Origin of the sequence: Polaromonas sp., assembly GCF_012927455.1 — a bacterium.
Classification (GTDB): domain Bacteria; phylum Pseudomonadota; class Gammaproteobacteria; order Burkholderiales; family Burkholderiaceae_C; genus Polaromonas.
On sequence record NZ_JABBPE010000002.1, the window covers coordinates 590,218 to 610,653 of the forward strand.

General features: G+C 57.8%; 18 protein-coding genes and 1 tRNA gene. 5 read left to right on the forward strand and 14 right to left on the reverse strand.

Annotation, left to right across the window (positions count from 1 at the left end):
- Positions 1-47: 47 nt before the first annotated feature.
- From thrC to HHJ18_RS03350, 3 genes are read right to left on the reverse strand one after another with little or no spacing between them, the layout of a single operon-like run.
- Positions 48-1,475, reverse strand: a complete 1,428-nt coding sequence (gene thrC, locus HHJ18_RS03340; RefSeq protein ID WP_296911493.1) for a threonine synthase — start codon at positions 1,473-1,475, stop codon at positions 48-50.
- A complete protein-coding gene (locus tag HHJ18_RS03345) occupies positions 1,475-2,809 on the reverse strand; it encodes a homoserine dehydrogenase (RefSeq protein WP_296911911.1) in 1,335 nt (444 codons plus the stop codon). The genes thrC and HHJ18_RS03345 overlap by 1 nt, the downstream gene beginning before the upstream one ends.
- 49 nt (positions 2,810-2,858) lie before the next feature.
- Complete coding sequence (locus HHJ18_RS03350; RefSeq protein WP_296911495.1) at positions 2,859-4,124, reverse strand: pyridoxal phosphate-dependent aminotransferase; 1,266 nt, start codon at positions 4,122-4,124, stop codon at positions 2,859-2,861.
- Between the two features lie 222 nt (positions 4,125-4,346).
- On the opposite strand from HHJ18_RS03350, the gene HHJ18_RS03355 reads away from it, so the two are divergent.
- The 3 genes from HHJ18_RS03355 (at position 4,347) to HHJ18_RS03365 (ending at position 7,192) form a co-directional block, all read left to right on the forward strand.
- Complete coding sequence (locus tag HHJ18_RS03355) at positions 4,347-4,745, forward strand: Mth938-like domain-containing protein (RefSeq protein ID WP_296911497.1); 399 nt, start codon at positions 4,347-4,349, stop codon at positions 4,743-4,745.
- Between the two features lie 120 nt (positions 4,746-4,865).
- On the forward strand, positions 4,866-5,342 hold the full coding sequence (locus tag HHJ18_RS03360; RefSeq protein WP_296911499.1) for a peroxiredoxin: 477 nt from the start codon (positions 4,866-4,868) through the stop codon (positions 5,340-5,342).
- 164 nt (positions 5,343-5,506) lie between these two features.
- A complete protein-coding gene (locus tag HHJ18_RS03365) occupies positions 5,507-7,192 on the forward strand; it encodes a PhoH family protein (protein WP_296911501.1) in 1,686 nt (561 codons plus the stop codon).
- A gap of 101 nt (positions 7,193-7,293) precedes the next feature.
- Here the strand turns inward: HHJ18_RS03365 and HHJ18_RS03370 are convergent.
- The 10 genes from HHJ18_RS03370 to uvrB form a co-directional block, all read right to left on the reverse strand.
- Positions 7,294-7,368, reverse strand: a tRNA-Val gene (locus HHJ18_RS03370).
- Positions 7,369-7,385: 17 nt separating this feature from the next.
- Positions 7,386-8,135: a DNA polymerase III subunit epsilon gene (dnaQ, locus tag HHJ18_RS03375; RefSeq protein WP_296911503.1), complete on the reverse strand. Its 750-nt coding sequence runs from the start codon at positions 8,133-8,135 to the stop codon at positions 7,386-7,388.
- Between the two features lie 73 nt (positions 8,136-8,208).
- Positions 8,209-8,547, reverse strand: a complete 339-nt coding sequence (gene fdx, locus HHJ18_RS03380) for an ISC system 2Fe-2S type ferredoxin (RefSeq protein WP_296911505.1) — start codon at positions 8,545-8,547, stop codon at positions 8,209-8,211.
- 39 nt (positions 8,548-8,586) lie between these two features.
- Positions 8,587-10,449, reverse strand: coding sequence for a Fe-S protein assembly chaperone HscA (gene hscA, locus HHJ18_RS03385; RefSeq protein WP_296911507.1), 1,863 nt, complete (start codon positions 10,447-10,449; stop codon positions 8,587-8,589).
- Positions 10,450-10,481: 32 nt separating this feature from the next.
- Complete coding sequence (hscB, locus tag HHJ18_RS03390) at positions 10,482-11,000, reverse strand: Fe-S protein assembly co-chaperone HscB (RefSeq protein WP_296911509.1); 519 nt, start codon at positions 10,998-11,000, stop codon at positions 10,482-10,484.
- Between the two features lie 91 nt (positions 11,001-11,091).
- Entirely contained in the window at positions 11,092-11,415 is a 324-nt protein-coding gene (gene iscA, locus HHJ18_RS03395) for an iron-sulfur cluster assembly protein IscA (protein ID WP_296911511.1), read from the reverse strand.
- A gap of 58 nt (positions 11,416-11,473) precedes the next feature.
- Positions 11,474-11,860, reverse strand: coding sequence for a Fe-S cluster assembly scaffold IscU (gene iscU, locus HHJ18_RS03400; RefSeq protein WP_296911513.1), 387 nt, complete (start codon positions 11,858-11,860; stop codon positions 11,474-11,476).
- An 80-nt stretch (positions 11,861-11,940) separates the two neighbouring features.
- The gene (locus tag HHJ18_RS03405; RefSeq protein ID WP_296911514.1) at positions 11,941-13,158 is read right to left on the reverse strand and encodes an IscS subfamily cysteine desulfurase; all 1,218 of its coding nucleotides are present in this window, start codon (positions 13,156-13,158) and stop codon (positions 11,941-11,943) included.
- A gap of 84 nt (positions 13,159-13,242) precedes the next feature.
- On the reverse strand, positions 13,243-13,779 hold the full coding sequence (iscR, locus tag HHJ18_RS03410) for a Fe-S cluster assembly transcriptional regulator IscR (protein WP_296911516.1): 537 nt from the start codon (positions 13,777-13,779) through the stop codon (positions 13,243-13,245).
- Between the two features lie 203 nt (positions 13,780-13,982).
- Entirely contained in the window at positions 13,983-16,136 is a 2,154-nt protein-coding gene (gene uvrB, locus HHJ18_RS03415) for an excinuclease ABC subunit UvrB (RefSeq protein WP_296911518.1), read from the reverse strand.
- Positions 16,137-16,330: 194 nt separating this feature from the next.
- Between uvrB and HHJ18_RS03420 the strand changes: the two genes are divergently transcribed.
- On the forward strand, positions 16,331-17,527 hold the full coding sequence (locus HHJ18_RS03420; RefSeq protein ID WP_296911912.1) for an amino acid aminotransferase: 1,197 nt from the start codon (positions 16,331-16,333) through the stop codon (positions 17,525-17,527).
- Between the two features lie 124 nt (positions 17,528-17,651).
- Here HHJ18_RS03420 and ygiD read toward each other — a convergent pair whose 3' ends face one another.
- On the reverse strand, positions 17,652-18,506 hold the full coding sequence (gene ygiD, locus HHJ18_RS03425) for a 4,5-DOPA dioxygenase extradiol (RefSeq protein ID WP_296911520.1): 855 nt from the start codon (positions 18,504-18,506) through the stop codon (positions 17,652-17,654).
- Between the two features lie 345 nt (positions 18,507-18,851).
- Here ygiD and phaZ point away from each other — a divergent pair, with 345 nt between their 5' ends.
- Positions 18,852-20,402 carry a polyhydroxyalkanoate depolymerase gene (gene phaZ, locus HHJ18_RS03430; RefSeq protein WP_296911522.1) on the forward strand — a complete coding sequence of 517 codons (1,551 nt, stop codon included), beginning with the start codon at positions 18,852-18,854 and terminating at the stop codon, positions 20,400-20,402.
- Positions 20,403-20,436 lie beyond the last annotated feature (34 nt).

A 20,436-nucleotide genomic window follows, 5' to 3' on the forward strand; every position in this document is an offset into this window, starting at 1 on the left:
AGCTGCTTGCGCCCGCTGTATATGGGCTAGAGCTCGATTTAATCGATTTATTGGACATGATCGGCAATGTAGCGCTTGATCACCGCCACGTCGGCCGGCAGCAGCCTGACGCGCTTGGGCAGGGCCTCGATGCCTTCAAAGCGGGCCGGCCGATCCGGCGATCTGCCCAGCGCCTCCTCAATCGTGGCGGCAAACTTGATGGGCAACGCGGTTTCCAGCACGATCATGGGCACACCTGCTTGAATCTGCTCGCGCGCCACCTTCACGCCATCGGCGGTGTGCGTGTCAATCATGCTGCCAAAGCGCTGCCAGGTATCTCGAATGGTCGCGAGGCGGTCGGCATGGGTGCTCTTGCCGCTAACAAAACCGTAGCGCTGGGCTGCAGATTTGAAAGCCGCATCAGCGCTCAGATCAAAACTGCCCTGGCTGGCCAGCTGGTCGTAAAACAGCGCCTTGGTTTTGGCGCCGTCGCGGCCCAGCAAGTCAAACACAAAGCGCTCAAAATTCGAGGCCTTGGAAATGTCCATGGACGGACTGGATGTTTCATGCGTGTCGGCGCTGCTGCGGACACGGTAAACGCCGGTGCGGAAGAACTCGTCGAGCACATCGTTCTCGTTGGTTGCGACCACCAGCTTGTCTATCGGCAGGCCCATGCTGCGCGCCACATGGCCGGCGCAGACATTGCCAAAATTGCCCGAGGGAACGGAAAAACTGACCTTTTCGGTGTTCGACTTTGTGGCCTGAAAATAGCCCGAAAAGTAATAAACCACCTGCGCCATCAGCCTCGCCCAGTTGATCGAATTGACCGTGCCTATTTTGTATTGGCGCTTGAAATCCAGATCGTTGGAGACCGCCTTGACGATGTCCTGGCAGTCGTCAAACACGCCATCAATCGCGATGTTGTGGATATTTTCATCCTGCAGGCTGAACATCTGCGCCTGCTGAAACGGGCTCATGCGGCCGTTGGGCGAGATCATGAAGACGCGCACGCCTTTTTTGCCGCGCATGGCGTATTCGGCGGCGCTGCCGGTGTCTCCGCTGGTGGCACCCAGGATATTGAGCTCTTCACCGCGACGCGCCAGTTCGTACTCAAACAGGTTGCCGAGCAGCTGCATGGCCAGGTCCTTGAAGGCCAGCGTCGGGCCGTTGGACAAAGCCTCCAGGTACAGGCCGTCTTCGAGCTTCCTCAAAGGAACGATTTCCTGGGTTCCAAACACGGCTTCTGTATAAGTCTTTGCGCAGATCGCCTTCAGGTCGGTTGGCGGGATGTCGTCGATATACAGCGACAAAATTTCAAACGCCAGATCGGCGTAGGACAGACCGCGCCAGCGGGTCAGCGTCGCCGCGTCAATCTGCGGATAGTGCTCGGGCAGATACAGGCCACCATCGGGCGCCAAGCCTTCCAGCAGGATTTCGCAAAAGCGCTTGCGCTCGGTCGTGTCGGTTGATGTGGCGCGCGTGGAGAGGTAGCGCATCAGGCGAGTTCCTCTTTGCGGATGCGGGTGATGGGCGACAGTACGGTGGGCAGCGCCTGCATCTGCGCCAGGGCTTGGTTCATCTTCGCTTCCACACAGTCGTGCGTGAGGATGATCAGATCGGTTTGCGTGGCGCCTTCGCCGCCCACTTCATCGGCTTCGCGCTGCAACATGGCATCGATGCTGATGCCCAGCGCCGCCAGAATGCCGGTGACTTTGGCCAGCACGCCGGCCTGGTCGGCCACGTTCAGGCGCAGGTAGTAGCTGGTCACCACGTCGCTCATAGGCACGATGGGCAGGTCGCTCATCGCCTGGTTGAAGGTGTCGGGCTGAAACGCCAGGTGGGGCACGCGGTGCCCGGGGTCTGCCGTGTGCAGGCGCGCAATGTCGACCAGGTCGGCAATGACTGCGCTGGCGGTCGGCTCGCTGCCGGCGCCCTTGCCGTAGTACAGCGTGGTGCCGACGGCATCACCCTGCACCACTACCGCGTTCATCGCGCCTTCAACGTTGGCGATCAGTCGTTTGGCCGGCACCAGGCTGGGGTGCACGCGCAACTCTATGCCGCCCGCGGCGCGCTTGGTGATGCCCAGCAGCTTGATGCGGTAGCCGAGTTGCTCGGCGTAGCGGATGTCCTGCGCCGCCAGCGTCGTGATGCCCTCGACATACGCCTTATCGAACTGCACCGGAATGCCAAAGGCGATGGCCGACATCAGCGTGACCTTGTGGCCGGCGTCGACACCCTCGATGTCGAAGGTCGGGTCGGCTTCGGCATAACCCAGGCGTTGCGCTTCCTTGAGTGCCACGTCAAAGTCCAGAGCCTTGTCGCGCATCTCGGACAGGATGAAGTTGGTGGTGCCGTTGATGATGCCGGCGATCCACTGGATACGATTGGCGGTCAGGCCTTCGCGCAGCGCCTTGATGATGGGAATGCCGCCGGCAACGGCCGCTTCGAACGCGACCATGACGCCCTTGCGGTGCGCCGCGGCAAAAATCTCGGTGCCATGCACGGCCAGCAGTGCCTTGTTGGCGGTGACCACATGCTTGCCGGCCTCAATCGCCTCCAGCACCAGGGCCCTGGCAATGCCGTAGCCGCCAATGAGCTCAACCACGATGTCGATGTCGGGGCTGGCGACCACCTGGCGGGCATCGCCCACCACCTGCACGCCCTCACCCACCAGGGCCTGGGCGCGCGCCACGTCAAGGTCGGCGACCATGGTGATCTCGATAGCGCGGCCGGCGCGGCGCAATATTTCCTGCTGGTTGCGCCGCAGCACGTTGAAGGTGCCGCTGCCCACAGTGCCCATGCCCAGAAGGCCGACCCGGATCGGGCTCAAATTCATCGTCGTTGTTTTTAGGGTCACCTGGAAGTCCTGCCTGTCTTGGTTACTGCTTGCTGCCCGCTAAAACGAGCGGGGGAAATTGACGGTCTGATTGCTTGCTGCGGTAATTTTCGAGAAATTGGGCAATGCGCTTGATGGCCTCGCGCAGGTCTTCCTCGTGCGGCAAAAAGACGATGCGAAAATGATCGGGCGACGCCCAGTTAAAGCCGGTTCCCTGCACCAGCATGACCTTGGTCGCCTTCAACAATTCAAGGAAAAACAGCCGGTCGTCCGTTATCGGATAGACCTTTGGATCGAGCCTGGGAAACATGTAAAGCGCAGCGCTGGGCTTGACGCAACTGACCCCGGGAATCGCGGTGATCAGCTGGTACGCCAGGTCGCGTTGCCGACGCAGGCGTCCGCCCTCGCACGTCAGGTCATTAATGCTTTGGTAGCCGCCCAGGGCGGTCTGGATTGCCCACTGACCCGGCACGTTGGAGCACAGCTTCATGTTGGCCAGCATGTTGAGGCCTTCGATGTAGTCCTGTGCCGACTTTTTAGGCCCCGACACCACCAGCCAGCCGGCGCGGTAGCCGCAAGAGCGGTAACTCTTGGACAGTGAATTGAAGGTCAGCGTGAGCACGTCCGTCGACAGGCTGGCGATGGCTGTGTGCTTGACGTCATCGTAAAGCACCTTGTCATAGACCTCGTCCGCCAGAATCACCAGGTCATATTCACGCGCTATCTCGACGATGCCCTTGAGCAGTTCGTCGGAATACAGCGCGCCGGTCGGATTGTTCGGGTTGATGACGACGATGGCTTTGGTTCTTGGCGTGATCTTGGCGCGAATGTCGGACAGGCTGGGCATCCAGCCGTTGTCTTCGTCGCACAGGTAATGCACCGGCGTGCCGCCCGACAGGCTGGCGCTGGCCGTCCACAAGGGATAGTCAGGCGCGGGCAACAACAACTCGTCGCCGTCGTCAAGCAGCGCATTGGTAGCCATCGCGATCAGTTCGCTGGCGCCGTTGCCCAGGTAAATGTCGTCGAGCAGCACTCCTTTGATGCCCTGCTTCTGGGTTTCGTGCATCACCGCCTTGCGCGCCGCAAAAATGCCTTTACTGTCCGAATAGCCGGCCGAGGAAGGCAGGTTGCGGATCATGTCTTGCTGGATTTCCTCGGGCGCATCGAAACCGAACGCCGCCAGGTTGCCCAGGTTGAGTTTGATGAGCTTTTGCCCCTCTTCCTCCATCTGTTTGGCGGCGTCCATGATGGGGCCGCGGATGTCGTAGAGCACATTGGCCAGTTTGGCTGATTTGGTGATCGGTTTCATGAGGCTGTTTTTCTGGATAGTCGGGCAAAGACTGCGGTGGTCGTGGTTCGGGGAATTGTCCCGATTACCATGGCGGTCATTGGGAAGAAACACCGGCACTGCAACAAAAAATTCAGGCGGAATCTATAATTTGACCACATAAAAAGCGCTTTTTCCTGGCAATTGGCCTGCCAAAAGCCTTTGCCCCTTGCCATTTCTGGCCTCTACAACACCTGACTGCCCATGAAACTTCAACCAGACCGTCTCGATGTTCAATCCATCCTGGGTTACGGTCCCGGCTGGATAGGCCTGGGCAGCAACGGCGTGGCTGAAAAAATCGAGCGCAGCATTGTGATTGGCTCACGCGGGGAGAAATTTGACTGGAATTGCGCGCGCTTTGAGGACCTCACCGCGGAGCACTTCGCACAATTGGCGCAGACACAACCCGAACTGGTTATTTTTGGCAGTGGGACGCGCCTGCGCTTTCCTCCGCCCGCCTTGTTGCGCGCACTGATGGAAAAGCGCATCGGTCTTGAAACCATGGATACGCTGGCGGCCTGCCGCACTTACAACATCCTGGCGGGCGAGGGACGGCAGGTGCTGGCCGCCCTGCTGATCGAGCCTGCGGGACATACAGCCTGAAACACTTCGTCTTTCAGAGTAAAATCTAGGGTTGCGCTTGGTAGCAGACCCGGGACACCTATCGGAACGTTGCCAAACGCCCAGGCTAATTACAACTACTTTCGTCAGGGTCCACTCAGTATGGCAGTCGTCGTCAATAAACCACTCCCCGAATTTGAAGCGAACGCCACAGGCGGTATCAAGGTGTCGAACCAGACACATCTGGGCAACGTCGTTGTCCTGTATTTTTATCCCAAAGACAACACCCCCGGTTGTACCACCGAAGCCATGCAGTTTCGCGACCGATACAAGGACTTTGTGAAGGCTGGCGCAACCGTCTTCGGGGTATCGCGCGACAACATGAAGTCCCACGACGAGTTCAAGTCCAAGCTGGAACTCCCGTTCGAGCTGATTGCCGATACCGAGGAAAAAATGTGCCACATGTTCGGCGTGGTCAAAAACAAGATTATGTACGGCAAAAAGGTCAAGGGCATTGAGCGCAGTACCTTTTTGGTCGGCGCCGACGGCCAGCTGAAAGAAGAGTGGCGCGGCCTGAAAGTGCCAGGACATGTCGACGATGTACTGAAGGCCGTCAAGGCCTTGAAAAAGACCGTCTGAACCCTTGCGGGGGCGCATGAGCAACAGCCGGTTGCCCTGTCACTTGAGTTGTGCATAATGAAGTCATGTTGTTGACCTCCGCAACCGCGTTCATAAAAAGCCGCCCTGGTCTCCAGGCGGCTTTTTTACTTCTGAAAGCTTCTTTTTAAAGAGTTTTAAGCACTATGCCCCTGCCTCCTGCCCCGACCAAACGTGCCGCCCTACTCTCCCCCGATGCGCTCGACGCGCCGGCCCGCTCATCCGCCAAGGTGTCACGAAAGACGGACAACTCTGAATTGGCCCAAAAGCCGTCTCCAGTGCTCAATCTGTTTGACAGCCGGCTCTCCGGAAGTGCCGAGCATCCGGCCGCTTTTAAAGGAAAAGAGCCTTCCAGCTTAACAAAGACGGGCGTTGACAGCTACCAAAAAGAGAGCTTATTGCGACGGCAACCAGCCTTACGACCCAAGAAAACCAAACACGCAGGACCGGCCAAGCTGTTTGTGTTGGACACCAATGTGCTGATGCACGACCCGATGTGCTTGTTTCGTTTTGAAGAGCACGACATCTTTCTGCCCATGATCGTGCTCGAGGAGCTCGACGGTCATAAAAAAGGGATGACTGAAGTCGCCCGCAATGCCCGCCAGACCAGCCGCACCCTTGATGCACTGGCTGGTGCCCAGGGTGCCGACATCGCCAAGGGTCTTAAGCTGGACACCACCGGGCACCGTGAAGCCGGCGGCTGCCTGTTTTTCCAGACCAAGCCGCTGGATTACACGCTGCCCATGAGCCTGCCGCAAGGCAAGGCCGACAACCAGATACTCGGCGTGGTGGAGGCGCTGCGCAAGGAATACGCGCCGCGCGAGGTAGTCCTGGTGTCCAAGGACATCAACATGCGCGTCAAGGCGCGTGCTCTCGGCTTGATGACCGACGACTACCAGAACGACAAGGTGCTGGAAGACGGCGACCTGCTGTACTCCGGCTCGCTGGCCCTGCCGACTGACTTCTGGACGCGTCAAAGCAAAACCATTGAGAGCTGGCAGCAAGGCAGCCACACCTTCTACCGCATCACGGGCCCCATCGTGCCCAGCCTGCTGATCAACCAGTTCGTATTTTTTGAAACGCCTGGAGAGCCACCGCTGTATGCCCGCGTCACTGAAATTCAGGCCAAAACGGCCGTTCTGAAAACCTTGAAGGATTACACCCATCTGAAAAACGCCATTTGGGGCGTCACCATGCGCAACCGTGAGCAAAACTTTGCGATGAACCTGCTGATGGACCCGGAAGTAGACTTTGTCACGCTGGCAGGTACGGCCGGCACCGGCAAAACGCTGATGGCGCTGGCCAGCGGCCTTACGCAGGTGCTGGATGACCGCCGTTACACCGAAATCATCATGACACGCGCCACGGTATCGGTAGGCGAGGACATCGGCTTTCTGCCCGGTACCGAAGAGGAAAAAATGGGGCCGTGGATGGGCGCGCTCGACGACAACTTGGAAGTGCTGGGAAAAACCGACGGCGGCTCTGGCGAATGGGGACGCGCCGCGACCAACGAGCTGATCCGTTCACGCATCAAAGTCAAAAGCATGAACTTCATGCGCGGCCGCACTTTCCTGAACAAGTACGTCATCATTGACGAGGCGCAAAACCTGACGCCCAAGCAGATGAAGACCCTGATCACGCGAGCCGGTCCGGGCACCAAGATTGTCTGCATGGGCAACTTGGCGCAAATCGATACACCCTACCTCACCGAAGGCTCTTCAGGAATGACTTTCGCGGTGGACCGCTTCAAGGGCTGGCCGCATGGTGGGCATATCACGCTGGCGCGCGGAGAGCGTTCCCGCTTGGCCGATTTCGCCAGCGAGGTGCTTTGAAACTGATCGGAACTTTCTGCGGCTGAAATGCTGCAGGCAATAAAAAAGGCCAAGTCGAATGACTTGGCCTTTTTTTAATCTCTTTATTTTTTTCGAAATTTTGGTGGGCGGTGCAAGTTTCGAACTTGCGACCCCTGCAGTGTGAATGCAGTGCTCTACCCCTGAGCTAACCGCCCTATCGGTTAGTTCCGCATTATATGCTGTTTAAGGCCATCGTTCCCGATAAAGCACCCGTCGTGTCGCCGTGCACCTTACGCCAAACTGTTTTTCCCTTGCTGGCCTTGTCAATATCAGCCAGTAATTTCTCGTGATCGGCTATTTCCCGGCCGTTGGCCATCAGCAGGGGCAGATCGAACACGCTCAGATCCATAGGCGCTACGATGGCGCCGTCTTGTGTGTTGCCGCCCACTTCCATCATCAGGCTGTTTTGTCCGCGTGTGAGGTTGATGTAGACGTCTGCCAGCAGTTCTGCATCGAGCAAGGCTCCGTGCAAGGTACGACCCGCATTGTCGACCTCCAGTCTGGAGCACAAGGCGTCCAGCGAGTTGCGCTTGCCTGGGAACATCTCCTTGGCCATCATCAGACTGTCGGTGACCTTGGCCACGCAATGCTTGAGGGGCTTGCGGCCGATAAGCTCCAGCTCCTTGTTCAAAAAGCTCACGTCGAAGGGTGCGTTGTGGATGATGAGCTCGGCGTCCTTTAGGTACTCCAGCAGCTCAACCGCCACGGCAGCAAACTTGGGCTTGTCTTTCAGGAACTCATTGCTGATGCCGTGCACCTTGTACGCATCTTCGTGGCTGTCGCGCTCGGGATTGAGATAGAAATGCTTGTTGTTTCCGGTGAGCTTGCGGGCGAAGAGCTCGACACAGCCGATTTCGATGATGCGGTCGCCGTTTTCAGCGGAGAGACCAGTGGTTTCAGTATCCAGAACAATTTGGCGCATAACCCGAATTATCGCTCTGTGCTTTCGCCGCCCGCAGTGAAGAAAAAGGAAAAATCCCAAGTCGCGCGCAAGATCAGTGCTTTTCCTTGGCGTGGTTGATGGAATATTTTGGAATCTCAACCGTCACGTCGGTCTGCGCCAGAAAAGCCTGGCAACTCAGGCGCGATTGGGGTTCCAGCCCCCATGCGCGGTCTAGCAGGTCTTCCTCGCTCTCGTCGAGTTCGTTCAGAGAGTTGAAGCCTTCGCGCACCACCACATGACAGGTCGTGCAGGCGCAACTCATGTCGCAGGCATGTTCGATATTGATCTTGTGATCGAGCAGCGCCTCGCAGATGGAGGTGCCTGCGGGCGCCGTGATTTCAGCGCCCTCGGGGCAGTATTCAGGATGCGGCAGTATTTTGATGATGGGCATGGGTGTCAATCTAACTTTTTTGTGCCTGGTGGTCTTTTCTCAGAGCGCTTCGATGCTTTTCCCGGCCAGGGCCTTCTGGATGCCACGGTTCATGCGCTGCGCGGCAAAAGCTTCAGAGCCTTGAGCCAATGCATGGGAAGACGCTTCAATGGTGGCCGCGTCGCCATGCGCTCGCGCGTCGCCTAGAAGAACTATCAAACTATCGATCTGCGCGCGCTCGTTGGGACTCAGCAGATTCGCGTCGGCAGCCAACGCGCTCCGCGTGGCCAAAATCATGCGGTCCGCATCGACCTGAGCCTCGACCAGCGCGCGCGCCTGCATGTCTTGCTGGGCCGTTGAAAAGCTCTCTTGCAGCATGCGGGATATCTCTTCGTCCGACAGGCCGTAAGAAGGTTTGACGTCGATACGCGCTTCTACCCCACTGCCCTGCTCCCTGGCGTTAACGCTAAGCAATCCATCGGCGTCGACGGTAAACGTCACGCGTATGCGCGCAGCACCGGCAACCATGGGTGGAATGCCGCGCAGCTCGAAGCGGGCTAGACTTCTGCAGTCGGCCACCAGATCGCGCTCACCCTGAAGCACATGCAGGGCCAAGGCAGTCTGACCGTCCTGGTAGGTGGTGAAGTCCTGCGCCATCGCTGTCGGTATGGTCTGGTTGCGCGGCACAATGCGTTCGACCAGCCCGCCCATGGTTTCAATCCCCAGCGAGAGCGGAATCACGTCGAGCAGCAGCAGTTCGGCGCCGGTGTGGTTGCCCGACAGCTGGTTGGCGGAAATCGCCGCACCCAATGCAACTACCTCATCCGGATTGAGGTTGGTCAAGGGCTCACGTCCGAAAAAGCTGCCGACCGCTTTACGCACCTGCGGCATGCGGGTGGAACCACCTACAAGCACCACGCCATCGATGGCATCCTTGGCCAGTTTGGCATCACGCAAGGCCTTGCGCACAGCCTGCAGCGTGCGTTGTGTGAGGTGGGCAGTGGCGCTCTCAAAATCAGCCGCTTTCATTTCAAAATTGACCGACGCCTTGGCCAGTCGAACTGAAAACGGCGCTGACTCTGCCGCCGACAGTGCCTCCTTGCAGGCACGCGCCGCGTGCTGTACAGCGGCCTTGTCCGAGGGCGTCAGGGTGTCCGCCGCCAGACCGGCTTTGGCCAGCACCCACTCCACCAAGGCGCGGTCATAGTCGTCACCACCGAGCGCGGAATCACCGCCGGTAGCAACCACCTCAAACACGCCCTGCGTCAGGCGCAGGATGGAAATATCAAAGGTACCGCCGCCCAGATCGTAGATGGCATAGACGCCTTCGCTGGCATTGTCCAAGCCATAGGCAATGGCTGCCGCGGTGGGCTCATTGATCAAGCGCAGCACATTCAGGCCGGCCAGTTGCGCCGCATCTTTGGTCGCCTGGCGCTGGGCCTCGTCGAAGTACGCGGGAACCGTGATCACGGCCCCATAAATATCATCACTGAAGGTATCTTCAGCACGATGGCGCAACGTGACCAGAATTTCGGCGCTAATCTCTACCGGGCTTTTTTCGCCGGCGACGGTTTGCAGCGTGACCATGCCGGGCTTGTCACTGAATTGGTAGGGCAGCTGAGCGCGGTTGCCGATGTCTTCAATGCCCCGCCCCATCAGGCGCTTGACCGAGGAGATGGTATTGCGCGGGTCCTCAACCTGGGCGGCCAAAGCCGCATAGCCAACCTGGCGCTGATCAGCGTCAAGGTAGCGCACCACGCTTGGCAGAATCACCCGGCCCTCGGCATCGGGCAGGCATTCGGAGACACCATTGCGCACACTGGCTACTAGTGAATGGGTGGTACCGAGGTCAATGCCGACGGCGACGCGTCGCTGGTGCGGGTCTGGCGTCTGGCCGGGTTCGGAGATGTGCAGGAGTGCCATGGCGCTTTGTTTATAGAATTTCTTGTAATGCCCTATTGTCCCAGTTGGTCGATGCGGGCATCCACCTCACTGGAAAAACGCTCGATGAACATAAGGCTTCTAACTTGCTGGGCGGCCGCCGCAAAGTCCTTGTTGATGTCGAGCATCTGCTCTATTTTTGATAGCTGCTCGCGCCCGCTATCATTAGATAGTGACGCTATTTCCTCCAAATCCTGAACGGTCTTTGCGTCCTCCAACGCTTCACGCCACTGCATTTGCTGCATCAAAAAATCGATTGGCATGGCCGTATTTTTTTCGGCCTGAATGGGTGCGCCGTGCAACTCGCATAAATAGCCGGCGCGGCGCAACGGATCTTTAAGGCGCTGGTAGGCCTCGTTGATGCGCACCGACCATTGCATGGCGATACGCTGGGCGGCTACGCCTTGGGCGGCAAACTTGTCAGGGTGCGCTTCGCGTTGCAACTCTTTCCAGCGCGTATCCAGCACCGCGCGGTCCTGCGCAAACTGCATGGGGATCTGAAAGAGTTCAAAGTCGGTGGATTGGAGGTTCATGTCAAGAAAAAGCCGCCGGCACGTTCAGTGAAGGCGGCGCTGTGAGGACGGCTTACCGCTACCGGCTCAGCAGGCCTAAGCATTTGACGCGTCAAACGCGGAAGCTCTCGCCACACCCACAGCGGTCGCGCTCATTCGGATTGATGAACTTGAAGCCTTCGTTCAAGCCTTCCCGAACAAAGTCGAGCTTCGTGCCGTCGATGTAGGCCATGCTTTTAGGATCCACCAGCACTTTCACGCCGTTGTCTTCGAACACCACGTCTTCGGGCGCAATCTCATCGGCATATTCAAGCTTGTAGGCCAAGCCTGAGCATCCCGTGGTCTTGACGCCCAAGCGCACGCCCACACCTTTGCCACGCTTGCTCATATAGCGAGTCACGTGGCGGGCAGCAGCATCGGTCAGAGTAACGGACATTTAAATCACTCAAAAATTTAACAGGTCAACGAGCGCGCGCAGGCCTTGGCGGCTTGCTTCAGTGGGCGTGTTTTTGCTTGTAGTCGTTCACTGCGGCCTTGATGGCGTCTTCCGCCAAAATAGAGCAGTGAATTTTGACCGGCGGCAACGCGAGTTCTTCGGCAATGGCGCTATTCTTGATACTCGCCGCTTGATCCAGCGTTTTGCCCTTGACCCACTCGGTCACGAGTGAGCTGGAGGCAATCGCCGAGCCGCAGCCATAAGTCTTAAAGCGTGCGTCTTCGATCACGCCGGTGCTCGGATTGACCTTGATCTGGAGCTTCATCACGTCGCCGCACGCTGGTGCCCCGACCATGCCAGTGCCTACCGTGTCGTCGCCCTTTTCAAAAGAGCCGACGTTGCGGGGATTTTCATAGTGGTCTACCACTTTTTCGCTGTATGCCATGATTTGCTCCTGAGTTCTTGCTGCCTGCTGTTTACCGGCAGGTGGTTTCAAAGCCACCGGCCACCTGAATGCCTGTTTTTTTAATGCGCTGCCCAATGGATAGTGGACAGGTCAACACCATCCTTGAACATCTCCCACAGAGGAGACAGTTCACGCAGCTTGGCCACGTTTTCCTTGATGGTGGCGACGGCGTAATCGATTTCTTCTTCAGTTGTCCAGCGGCCAATCGTCATGCGCAGACTGCTGTGCGCCAGCTCATCACTGCGACCCAAGGCGCGAAGCACGTAACTCGGCTCCAGGCTGGCCGATGTACAGGCTGAGCCGCTCGACACAGCCAGACCCTTGATGCCCATGATCAGCGACTCGCCTTCTACAAAGTTAAAGCTCATGTTCAGATTGTGTGGGACGCGTTTTTCGACATGACCATTGAGAAACACCTCTTCTACATCTTTCAACCCAGCCAGCATGCGCTCATGCAGTGCCAGGATGCGCTTGTTCTCATCATGCATCTCGGCCTTGGCAATGCGGTAGGCCTCGCCCATGCCCACGCACTGGTGTGTCGGCAAGGTGCCAGAACGCATGCCGCGCTCATGTCCGCCGCCATGCATTTGCGCCTCCAGGCGTACGCGCGGTTTGCGACGCACGTAGAGAGCACCGATGCCTTTGGGACCGTAGGTCTTATGCGAGGTCAAGCTCATCAGGTCGACCGGCAAGGTCGCCAAATCAACGTCTACCCGACCCGTCGCCTGGGCGGCATCCACATGGAAAATAATGCCCTTCTCGCGGCACAAGGCGCCGATGGCGGAAATGTCCTGGATCACGCCAATTTCGTTGTTGACGAACATGACGCTGACCAAAATGGTGTCAGGCCGAATCGCCGCCTTCAGCGCCTCCAAATCAAGCAGCCCATCGGTCTGCACGTCCAGGTAGGTGACTTCAAAGCCCTGCCGCTCCAGCTCGCGACAGGTATCCAGCACCGCCTTGTGCTCGGTCTTTACCGTGATGATGTGCTTGCCCTTGGTCTTGTAAAAATGGGCCGCACCCTTAAGCGCCAGGTTGTTGGACTCGGTCGCACCGCTGGTCCAGACAATCTCGCGCGGGTCGGCGCCAATCAGATCGGCAATCTGTTCACGCGCTTTTTCTACTGCGGCTTCGGCTTCCCAACCCCAAGCATGGCTGCGCGAAGCGGGGTTGCCAAAATGCTCGCGCAACCAGGGGATCATGGCATCCACCACCCGGGGGTCACACGGGTTGGTGGCGCTGTAGTCCATGTAAATGGGGAAATGTGGAGTATCCATTTTGGCTAGCTTTTTATTTATTAGGCTGGCTGGCAGCTCAGAGACATGAGGTCAATGCAATTCAAACAAAACCCGTCTGGCCATTTAAGATTTCGAAAATGCATTGCCCAGGGCAAATACCGAATTCGGCGCATTGACGCGAATGGGCTTGACCACAGGCGCGGCGAAAATGGCTTTTTTCACTTGCGGCGTGTTCTCGATCACCACACCTTTGGCGAGCTGGTCATCCACCAGTTTTTGCAAAGTTACCGAATCCAGAAACTCCACCATGCGGCTGTTCAGCGAGGCCCACAACTCATGGGTCATGCAGCGGCCGCCTTCACCAGCGCAATTTTCCTTGCCGCCACATTGGGTGGCATCGATCGGCTCGTCTACCGAAACAATAATGTCGGCTACCGTGATTTCCGAGGCTTTACGGCCCAAGGTGTAACCGCCGCCGGGGCCGCGGGTAGATTCCACCAATTCGTGCCGACGCAGCTTGCCGAACAGCTGCTCCAAGTAAGACAAGGAAATTTGCTGGCGCTGGCTAATCGCCGCCAGTGTGACTGGGCCGTTGTTTTGGCGCAGTCCTAAATCAATCATTGCAGTGACCGCAAAGCGGCCTTTGGTCGTGAGGCGCATAACAAGCTCCTTAAATTTGGCTTGACCGTCTTTTCACCCACTGAAAGCTTGATGCTCCCAAGGGAACTCTTCCTCCAGCCACCGAAACCGGTCAACCGGTGTTCAAAGGGCATTTTTTGTTATCTGGGTATCTTGACTATTTCAGTCAAGTATAACACGGACGCCATTTTACAGTCCGTGGCGCTCCGAGTACGGGGGAAACCCTAGGTCGATGCCGTGCCACCGGAAATCGCTACCACGTTGTCAACGCCCGGTGCGCCAAAAGCCTGCTCTTTCAGAACATGCAGCTGATCGCGCACCCTGGCGGCCTTTTCAAATTCCAGGTTCTTGGCGTGCTCAACCATCTGTTTCTCCAGCCGCTTGATTTCACGCGCGACGTCTTTTTCACTCATGTCTTCCACCAGCGCTTTCTGCATCTCCAGCTTTTCGGCTTCCTTGCCGGATTTTTCGCTGTAGACGCCGTCAATCAGATCCTTGATGCGTTTGACCACGCTGCGCGGGGTGATGTTGTTCTCAACATTGAAAGCGATCTGCTTGTTGCGTCGGCGCTCGGTTTCATCCATGGCCTTTTTCATGGAGTCTGTAATGCGGTCGGCATACAGGATGGCACGGCCGTTCACGTTGCGGGCAGCGCGGCCAATGGTCTGGATCAGGCTGCGCTCGGCTCTTAAAAAGCCTTCCTTGTCGGCATCCAGAATTGCCACCAGCGATACCTCGGGAATATCCAGCCCTTCGCGCAGCAGGTTGATGCCCACCAGCACGTCAAACGCCCCCAGACGCAGGTCGCGCAGAATCTCCACGCGCTCGACCGTCTCCACATCGCTGTGCAAATAGCGCACCTTGACCCCGTTTTCGCTGAGGTAATCGGTCAGTTGCTCGGCCATGCGCTTGGTTAGCGTGGTGATCAGCACCCGCTCGTTCTTTTCGACCCGGATGCGGATTTCCTGCAACACGTCATCCACCTGGTTCGTGGCTGGCCGCACTTCTACCTGCGGGTCGACCAGCCCGGTCGGCCGCACCACCTGCTCCACCACCTGCCCGGAATGTTCCTTCTCGTAGGCGGCCGGCGTGGCCGATACAAAAACAGCCTGCCGCATCTTGGACTCAAACTCTTCAAACTTAAGGGGCCGGTTGTCCAGCGCACTGGGCAGGCGAAAGCCATACTCGACCAGCGTGGTCTTGCGCGAACGGTCGCCGTTGTACATGGCGTTGAGCTGGCCAATCATGACGTGGCTTTCGTCAAGAAACATCAGCGAGTCCTTGGGCAGGTAATCGCACAGCGTGGACGGCGGCGAGCCCGGCGGCGCGCCGCTAAGGTGGCGGGTGTAATTTTCAATGCCTTTGCAGTGGCCGATCTCGCTGAGCATTTCCAGGTCAAAGCGGGTGCGCTGCTCAATCCGCTGGGCCTCGACCAGCTTGCCCTGGGCGACAAATTGGCCGACACGCTCGGACAGCTCCAGCTTGATGGTTTCAACCGCGGCCATGACCTTGTCGCGCGGCGTCACGTAGTGGCTTTTTGGATACACCACAAAGCGCGGAACCTTCTGTCGGACGCGTCCCGTCAATGGGTCAAACAGCTGCAAAGACTCGATCTCGTCGTCAAACAGTTCGATGCGTATGGCCAGTTCCGAATGCTCGGCCGGGAAGATGTCGATCACGTCACCGCGCACCCTGAACGAGCCGCGGGAAAAATCCTGATCGTTGCGCTTGTACTGCATGCGGATCAGGCGCGCAATGACGTCGCGCTGCCCGGTCTTGTCGCCCACCCGTGCAATGAAGCGCATCTGGGTGTAATCCTCGGGCGCACCAATGCCGTAAATGGCACTCACCGTGCCGACAATGATGGTGTCGCGCCGCTCCAGCACGCTTTTCGTCGCCGACAGCCGCATCTGCTCGATGTGCTCGTTGATGGCGGAATCTTTTTCAATGAAAAGGTCGCGCTGCGGCACATAAGCCTCGGGCTGGTAGTAGTCGTAGTAACTGACGAAGTACTCCACCGCGTTTTTTGGGAAAAACTCGCGAAACTCGCTGTAAAGCTGAGCCGCCAACGTCTTGTTGGGTGCGAACACGATGGCCGGTCGACCCAGGCGCGCAATCACGTTGGCCATGGTGTAAGTCTTGCCGGAACCCGTCACGCCCAGCAGGGTTTGAAAGACTTCGCCGTCGTTAATGCCTTCCACCAGTTTTTCAATCGCCTGCGGCTGGTCGCCCGCCGGCAGGTAGGGTTGAAATAACTCAAAGGGCGAGCCTGGGAAGCGGACGAATTGGCCGACGCCGTTTGCGCCAGTTGCGCCCCCGACATCCACTGAATCGGCGATGGCTTCCGGTGCTACTTCCATGTTCACTGCCACGTTCATATCTCCTTGCATAGAACCTCGATCAAGCCCCGTTAAAATTCAAGTCAATCTATCAGAGTACGACATCCGGGCGAAAACGGGAATTGCAAGCCCTTATCACCCCCCTATTGCCCTGGCAGCAGCTCGCTGCTGGCGCGGCCCTTCTTTTTTTGACTAGTTTTTTTACTTTTTGAGGATATTTCATGTCTTTGCCAATGACCTTATTCAGCGCCGTCGAAATGGCCCCGCGTGACCCGATTCTGGGCCTCAACGAACAGTTCAACGCCGACCCCAACCCTGCCAAGGTCAATCTTGGCGTGGGCGTGTATTACGACGACAAGGGCAAGCTACCGCTGCTGCAGTGCGTGCAGGCCGCCGAAAAGCAGATGATGGAAACACCCAAGGCACGCGGCTACCTGCCAATTGATGGCATCGCCGCCTACGACACGGCTGTCAAAGGCCTGGTGTTTGGCAGCGACAGCGAGCCCGTCAAGGCTGGCCGCGTCGCCACTGTGCAGGGCATAGGCGGCACCGGCGGGCTGAAGGTGGGCGCTGATTTCCTCAAACACCTGAACCTTGATGCCAAGGTGCTGATCAGCGACCCAAGCTGGGAAAACCACCGCGCGCTTTTCACCAATGCCGGCTTTAGCGTTGCAAGCTATGCGTATTACGACACGGCCACGCGCGGCATCAACTTCGTCGGCATGCTTGCGGACTTGAACAGCGCCGCCGCCGGCACCATCGTGGTGCTGCACGCCTGCTGCCACAATCCGACCGGCTATGACATCAGCGCAGCCCAATGGGATCAGGTGATTGCAGCGGTCAAGGAAAAGAATCTGGTGCCTTTTCTGGACATGGCCTATCAAGGCTTTGGCCAAGGCATCGCCGAAGACGGCGCTGTCATTGGCAAGTTCGTGGCTGCGGGCCTCAGTTTTCTGGTGTCCACCTCGTTTTCCAAAAGCTTCAGCCTCTACGGCGAGCGCGTGGGCGCCCTGAGCGTGCTGTGCAGCAGCAAGGAAGAAGCCGAGCGCGTGTTAAGCCAGCTCAAGATCGTGATTCGCACCAACTACAGCAACCCGCCGATTCACGGCGGCACCGTCGTTGCCATCGTGCTCAACACGCCCGAGTTGCGCGTCATCTGGGAAAAGGAACTGGCTGAAATGCGCGTGCGCATCAAGGCCATGCGCCAAAAGCTCGTGGATGGCCTCAAGGCTGCCGGCGTGAAGGCCGACATGAGCTTCATCACCAGCCAGATCGGCATGTTCAGCTACTCCGGCCTCAGCAAAGACCAGATGGTGCGCCTGCGCAGCGAATTTGGTGTCTATGGCACCGACAGCGGTCGCATGTGCGTGGCAGCGCTGAACAGCAAGAATATTGACTACGTGTGCGCCTCAATTGCCAAGGTCATGTAAGCCCTTCGAACCAGGCACTGAAAAGGCCGTTTTCGAACGGCTTTACCTATTAAATAAGCCTCTAGCCCTATAAGTACGGGCGCTAGCAGCTATCAATTTAATAGCGGCTGTAATGCGAAATAAATCAACCCCAAACCACCGAGCGCATCGATATCGAGCCGCCCTGAAAGTTGGTATTGAAAAACCGCATGGGCTCCCTGGCATCAACCGCGCCGGCACCATACAGCAGGGGTAAAAAGTGCTCATGGCTGGGGTGCGCCATTTTGGCCACTTGCCCGAGTTTTTGAAAACTCTGCAAGGCATTCAGATTGCCCTGCTGCAGATAGCCGCCAATGGTCTGGTCGAACTCCAGCGCCCAGTCATAAGCCTGGCTACCGCTGGCGCCGCGCTGCATCTCGCGCAGGTTATGCACAAGGTTGCCGCTGGCCACAATCAGCACGCCCCGGTCTCGCAAGGCCTTGAGCTGCCTGGCCAGCGCGTAATGGTCTTCTGGCGCACGGCCGTAGTCCATGCTGAGCTGAATCACCGGAATATCGGCCTGGGCAAACATGGGCTTCAGCACCGACCAGGCGCCGTGGTCCAGCCCCCATTCATTCATATCCAGCCCCAGGGGACAGGCGCCGCGCTGCCTGACCAACTGACTAATCACTTGCGCAGCCGCCGGATCGCCGGGCGCGGGGTACTGCTGGTCGTATAGATCCTGCGGGAACCCACCAAAATCATGAATGGTTTTGGGCGTGGCCATGCCGGTCAGCCACCAACCTTCGGTCAGCCAGTGGGCAGAGATGCACAAAATAAGCTGCGGCCGTGCCCATTTCGAGCCAAATTCAGCCCCCAGCGCCTGCCAACTGCGTCGGTACTCGTTGTCGCCCAATGCATTCATGGGACTGCCGTGGCCAAGAAACAGCACCGGCATTCTTTCTGATTTTTTGAGGGAGGCCACGCGCTCTATGGCGTTGGCATCGTTGCCTGGAAGCATTTTTTTCCTGTAACTAGTTAGGGCAATTTCTCAAGCCTGCAAAGGGCCGGTATGCTTTCCAATATAAGCGCTGCCTGAGCCAAAGCAAGTCTAGCGGCACGCCGGTAAGGCCGTTCATCTATAAAGAGCCAGCGAAGCTTGTTTGTGAGCGATCCGTCGCCACTTAAAATCGCAATGGTCGAGAAAACATCCGATGACCAGGCAGGCGGGGTGCCTACACCACGAATGGGTAAAAAAACACTCTGAATTAGTCCTTGTCCTCTATGCGAGTCAGCTTGTTCCCTGCTATGCTGCACTGCAACATTTTACTATTCCGCTCATAACTTACAGAAACCAGGTTGACCCATGCTTTATAAAGTATATGAAACCCAGCGCACCTTGATGGAGCCCTTTGTTGACTTTGCGCAGGCAGCTGCAAAAGTCTACGGCAACCCCTTATCGCCTTTTGGCAAAAATCCGTTCGCCCAGCGCTTGGCGGCCGGTTACAGCCTGCTGTACCGCTTGGGTAAAGATTACGAAAAGCCAGCCTTTGGTATTCAAACGGTCGATGTCGACGGCACCAGCGTGGCGATTCACGAGCGGGTGGAACTCGACAAGCCTTTTTGTGAATTGCGCCGTTTTAAACGTTTCTCGGACGACCCGGCCACGCTGACCAAGCTCAAGGGCCAGCCGGCTGTCCTGATCGTGGCACCCTTGTCGGGCCATTACGCCACACTGCTGCGCGATACCGTTCAGACCATGCTGAAGGACCACAAGGTCTACATCACTGACTGGAAGAACGCCCGCACGGTGCCCTTGTCCGACGGCACCTTCCATCTCGACGACTACGTCAACTATGTGCAGGAATTTGTCCGCCACCTGCAGGCCAAATATGGCAATTGCCACGTCATCAGTGTGTGCCAGCCCACCGTACCGGTGTTTGCCGCCATTTCGCTGATGGCCTCGCGCGGCGAAACCACGCCGCTGTCCATGGTGATGATGGGTGGCCCTATCGACGCACGCCGGTCGCCGACGGCCGTCAACAATCTGGCCACCACCAAGCCTTACGAATGGTTCGAAAACAATGTGATTTACCGCGTGCCAAGCAACTTTCCCGGTGCAGGCCGGCGCGTTTACCCAGGTTTTCTGCAGCACACCGGCTTTGTCGCCATGAACCCTGACCGCCATGCCAACAGCCATTACGACTACTTCCAGGACCTGATCAAGGGTGATGACGCCAGCACCGAAGCACACCGCAAGTTTTACGACGAATACAACGCGGTGCTCGATATGGACGCCGACTACTACCTCGACACCATCAAAACCGTGTTCCAGGAGTTCAAACTTGTCAACGGCACCTGGGATGTTAAATCCGTTACGGGCAAGGCCGAGCGCGTGAAGCCAGCCGATATCAAGACCACCGCTGTCATGACGGTGGAAGGCGAGCTTGACGACATATCGGGCGCCGGGCAGACCAAGGCAGCACTCGACATGTGCAGTGGCGTTCCCGCCGGCAATAAAAGGCACCTTGAAGCGAAAGGCGCCGGCCACTACGGTATTTTCAGCGGTCGCCGCTGGCAAAATATCGTCTATCCCTCCGTCAAAGCCTTCATTATTGACCATCATCAGGCCGCAGCCCAAGAAAATCGGGCGTCATCAGCTATTAAAACCATAGCAGCACCAGCTCCCGTAGTCCTGCCAAAACCGGCAGTGGAAGCGGTGCGCGTCGCGGTTGCAAAACCGCTGGCGCAAGCGACAAGCAAGCCCACTGCAAAGCCTGTAGAAAATCCGGTGGCAAAAGCGGTCGTGAAGGCCGCGGCAAAATCTGCTCCGAAGGCCGCTGCGCAGACCAGAGTACAGGCTGCCGCCAAGCCTGCTGCCAAGGCAATAGCCAGAAAGACCCCGCGCGGCAAGTGATTGGAGCAGGCGGTGCGTCTGAAGGGGTTTGACC

Coding starts and splice junctions, on each gene's coding strand:
- thrC (WP_296911493.1), bottom strand. CDS start 1,475: ATGCGCTACCTCTCCACGCGCGCCACATCAACCGACACGACCGAGCGC.
- HHJ18_RS03350 (WP_296911495.1), bottom strand. CDS start 4,124: ATGAAACCGATCACCAAATCAGCCAAACTGGCCAATGTGCTCTACGAC.
- HHJ18_RS03355 (WP_296911497.1), top strand. CDS start 4,347: ATGAAACTTCAACCAGACCGTCTCGATGTTCAATCCATCCTGGGTTAC.
- HHJ18_RS03360 (WP_296911499.1), top strand. CDS start 4,866: ATGGCAGTCGTCGTCAATAAACCACTCCCCGAATTTGAAGCGAACGCC.
- HHJ18_RS03365 (WP_296911501.1), top strand. CDS start 5,507: ATGCCCCTGCCTCCTGCCCCGACCAAACGTGCCGCCCTACTCTCCCCC.
- dnaQ (WP_296911503.1), bottom strand. CDS start 8,135: ATGCGCCAAATTGTTCTGGATACTGAAACCACTGGTCTCTCCGCTGAA.
- fdx (WP_296911505.1), bottom strand. CDS start 8,547: ATGCCCATCATCAAAATACTGCCGCATCCTGAATACTGCCCCGAGGGC.
- hscA (WP_296911507.1), bottom strand. CDS start 10,449: ATGGCACTCCTGCACATCTCCGAACCCGGCCAGACGCCAGACCCGCAC.
- hscB (WP_296911509.1), bottom strand. CDS start 11,000: ATGAACCTCCAATCCACCGACTTTGAACTCTTTCAGATCCCCATGCAG.
- iscA (WP_296911511.1), bottom strand. CDS start 11,415: ATGTCCGTTACTCTGACCGATGCTGCTGCCCGCCACGTGACTCGCTAT.
- iscU (WP_296911513.1), bottom strand. CDS start 11,860: ATGGCATACAGCGAAAAAGTGGTAGACCACTATGAAAATCCCCGCAAC.
- HHJ18_RS03405 (WP_296911514.1), bottom strand. CDS start 13,158: ATGGATACTCCACATTTCCCCATTTACATGGACTACAGCGCCACCAAC.
- iscR (WP_296911516.1), bottom strand. CDS start 13,779: ATGCGCCTCACGACCAAAGGCCGCTTTGCGGTCACTGCAATGATTGAT.
- uvrB (WP_296911518.1), bottom strand. CDS start 16,136: ATGAACGTGGCAGTGAACATGGAAGTAGCACCGGAAGCCATCGCCGAT.
- HHJ18_RS03420 (WP_296911912.1), top strand. CDS start 16,331: ATGACCTTATTCAGCGCCGTCGAAATGGCCCCGCGTGACCCGATTCTG.
- ygiD (WP_296911520.1), bottom strand. CDS start 18,506: ATGCTTCCAGGCAACGATGCCAACGCCATAGAGCGCGTGGCCTCCCTC.
- phaZ (WP_296911522.1), top strand. CDS start 18,852: ATGCTTTATAAAGTATATGAAACCCAGCGCACCTTGATGGAGCCCTTT.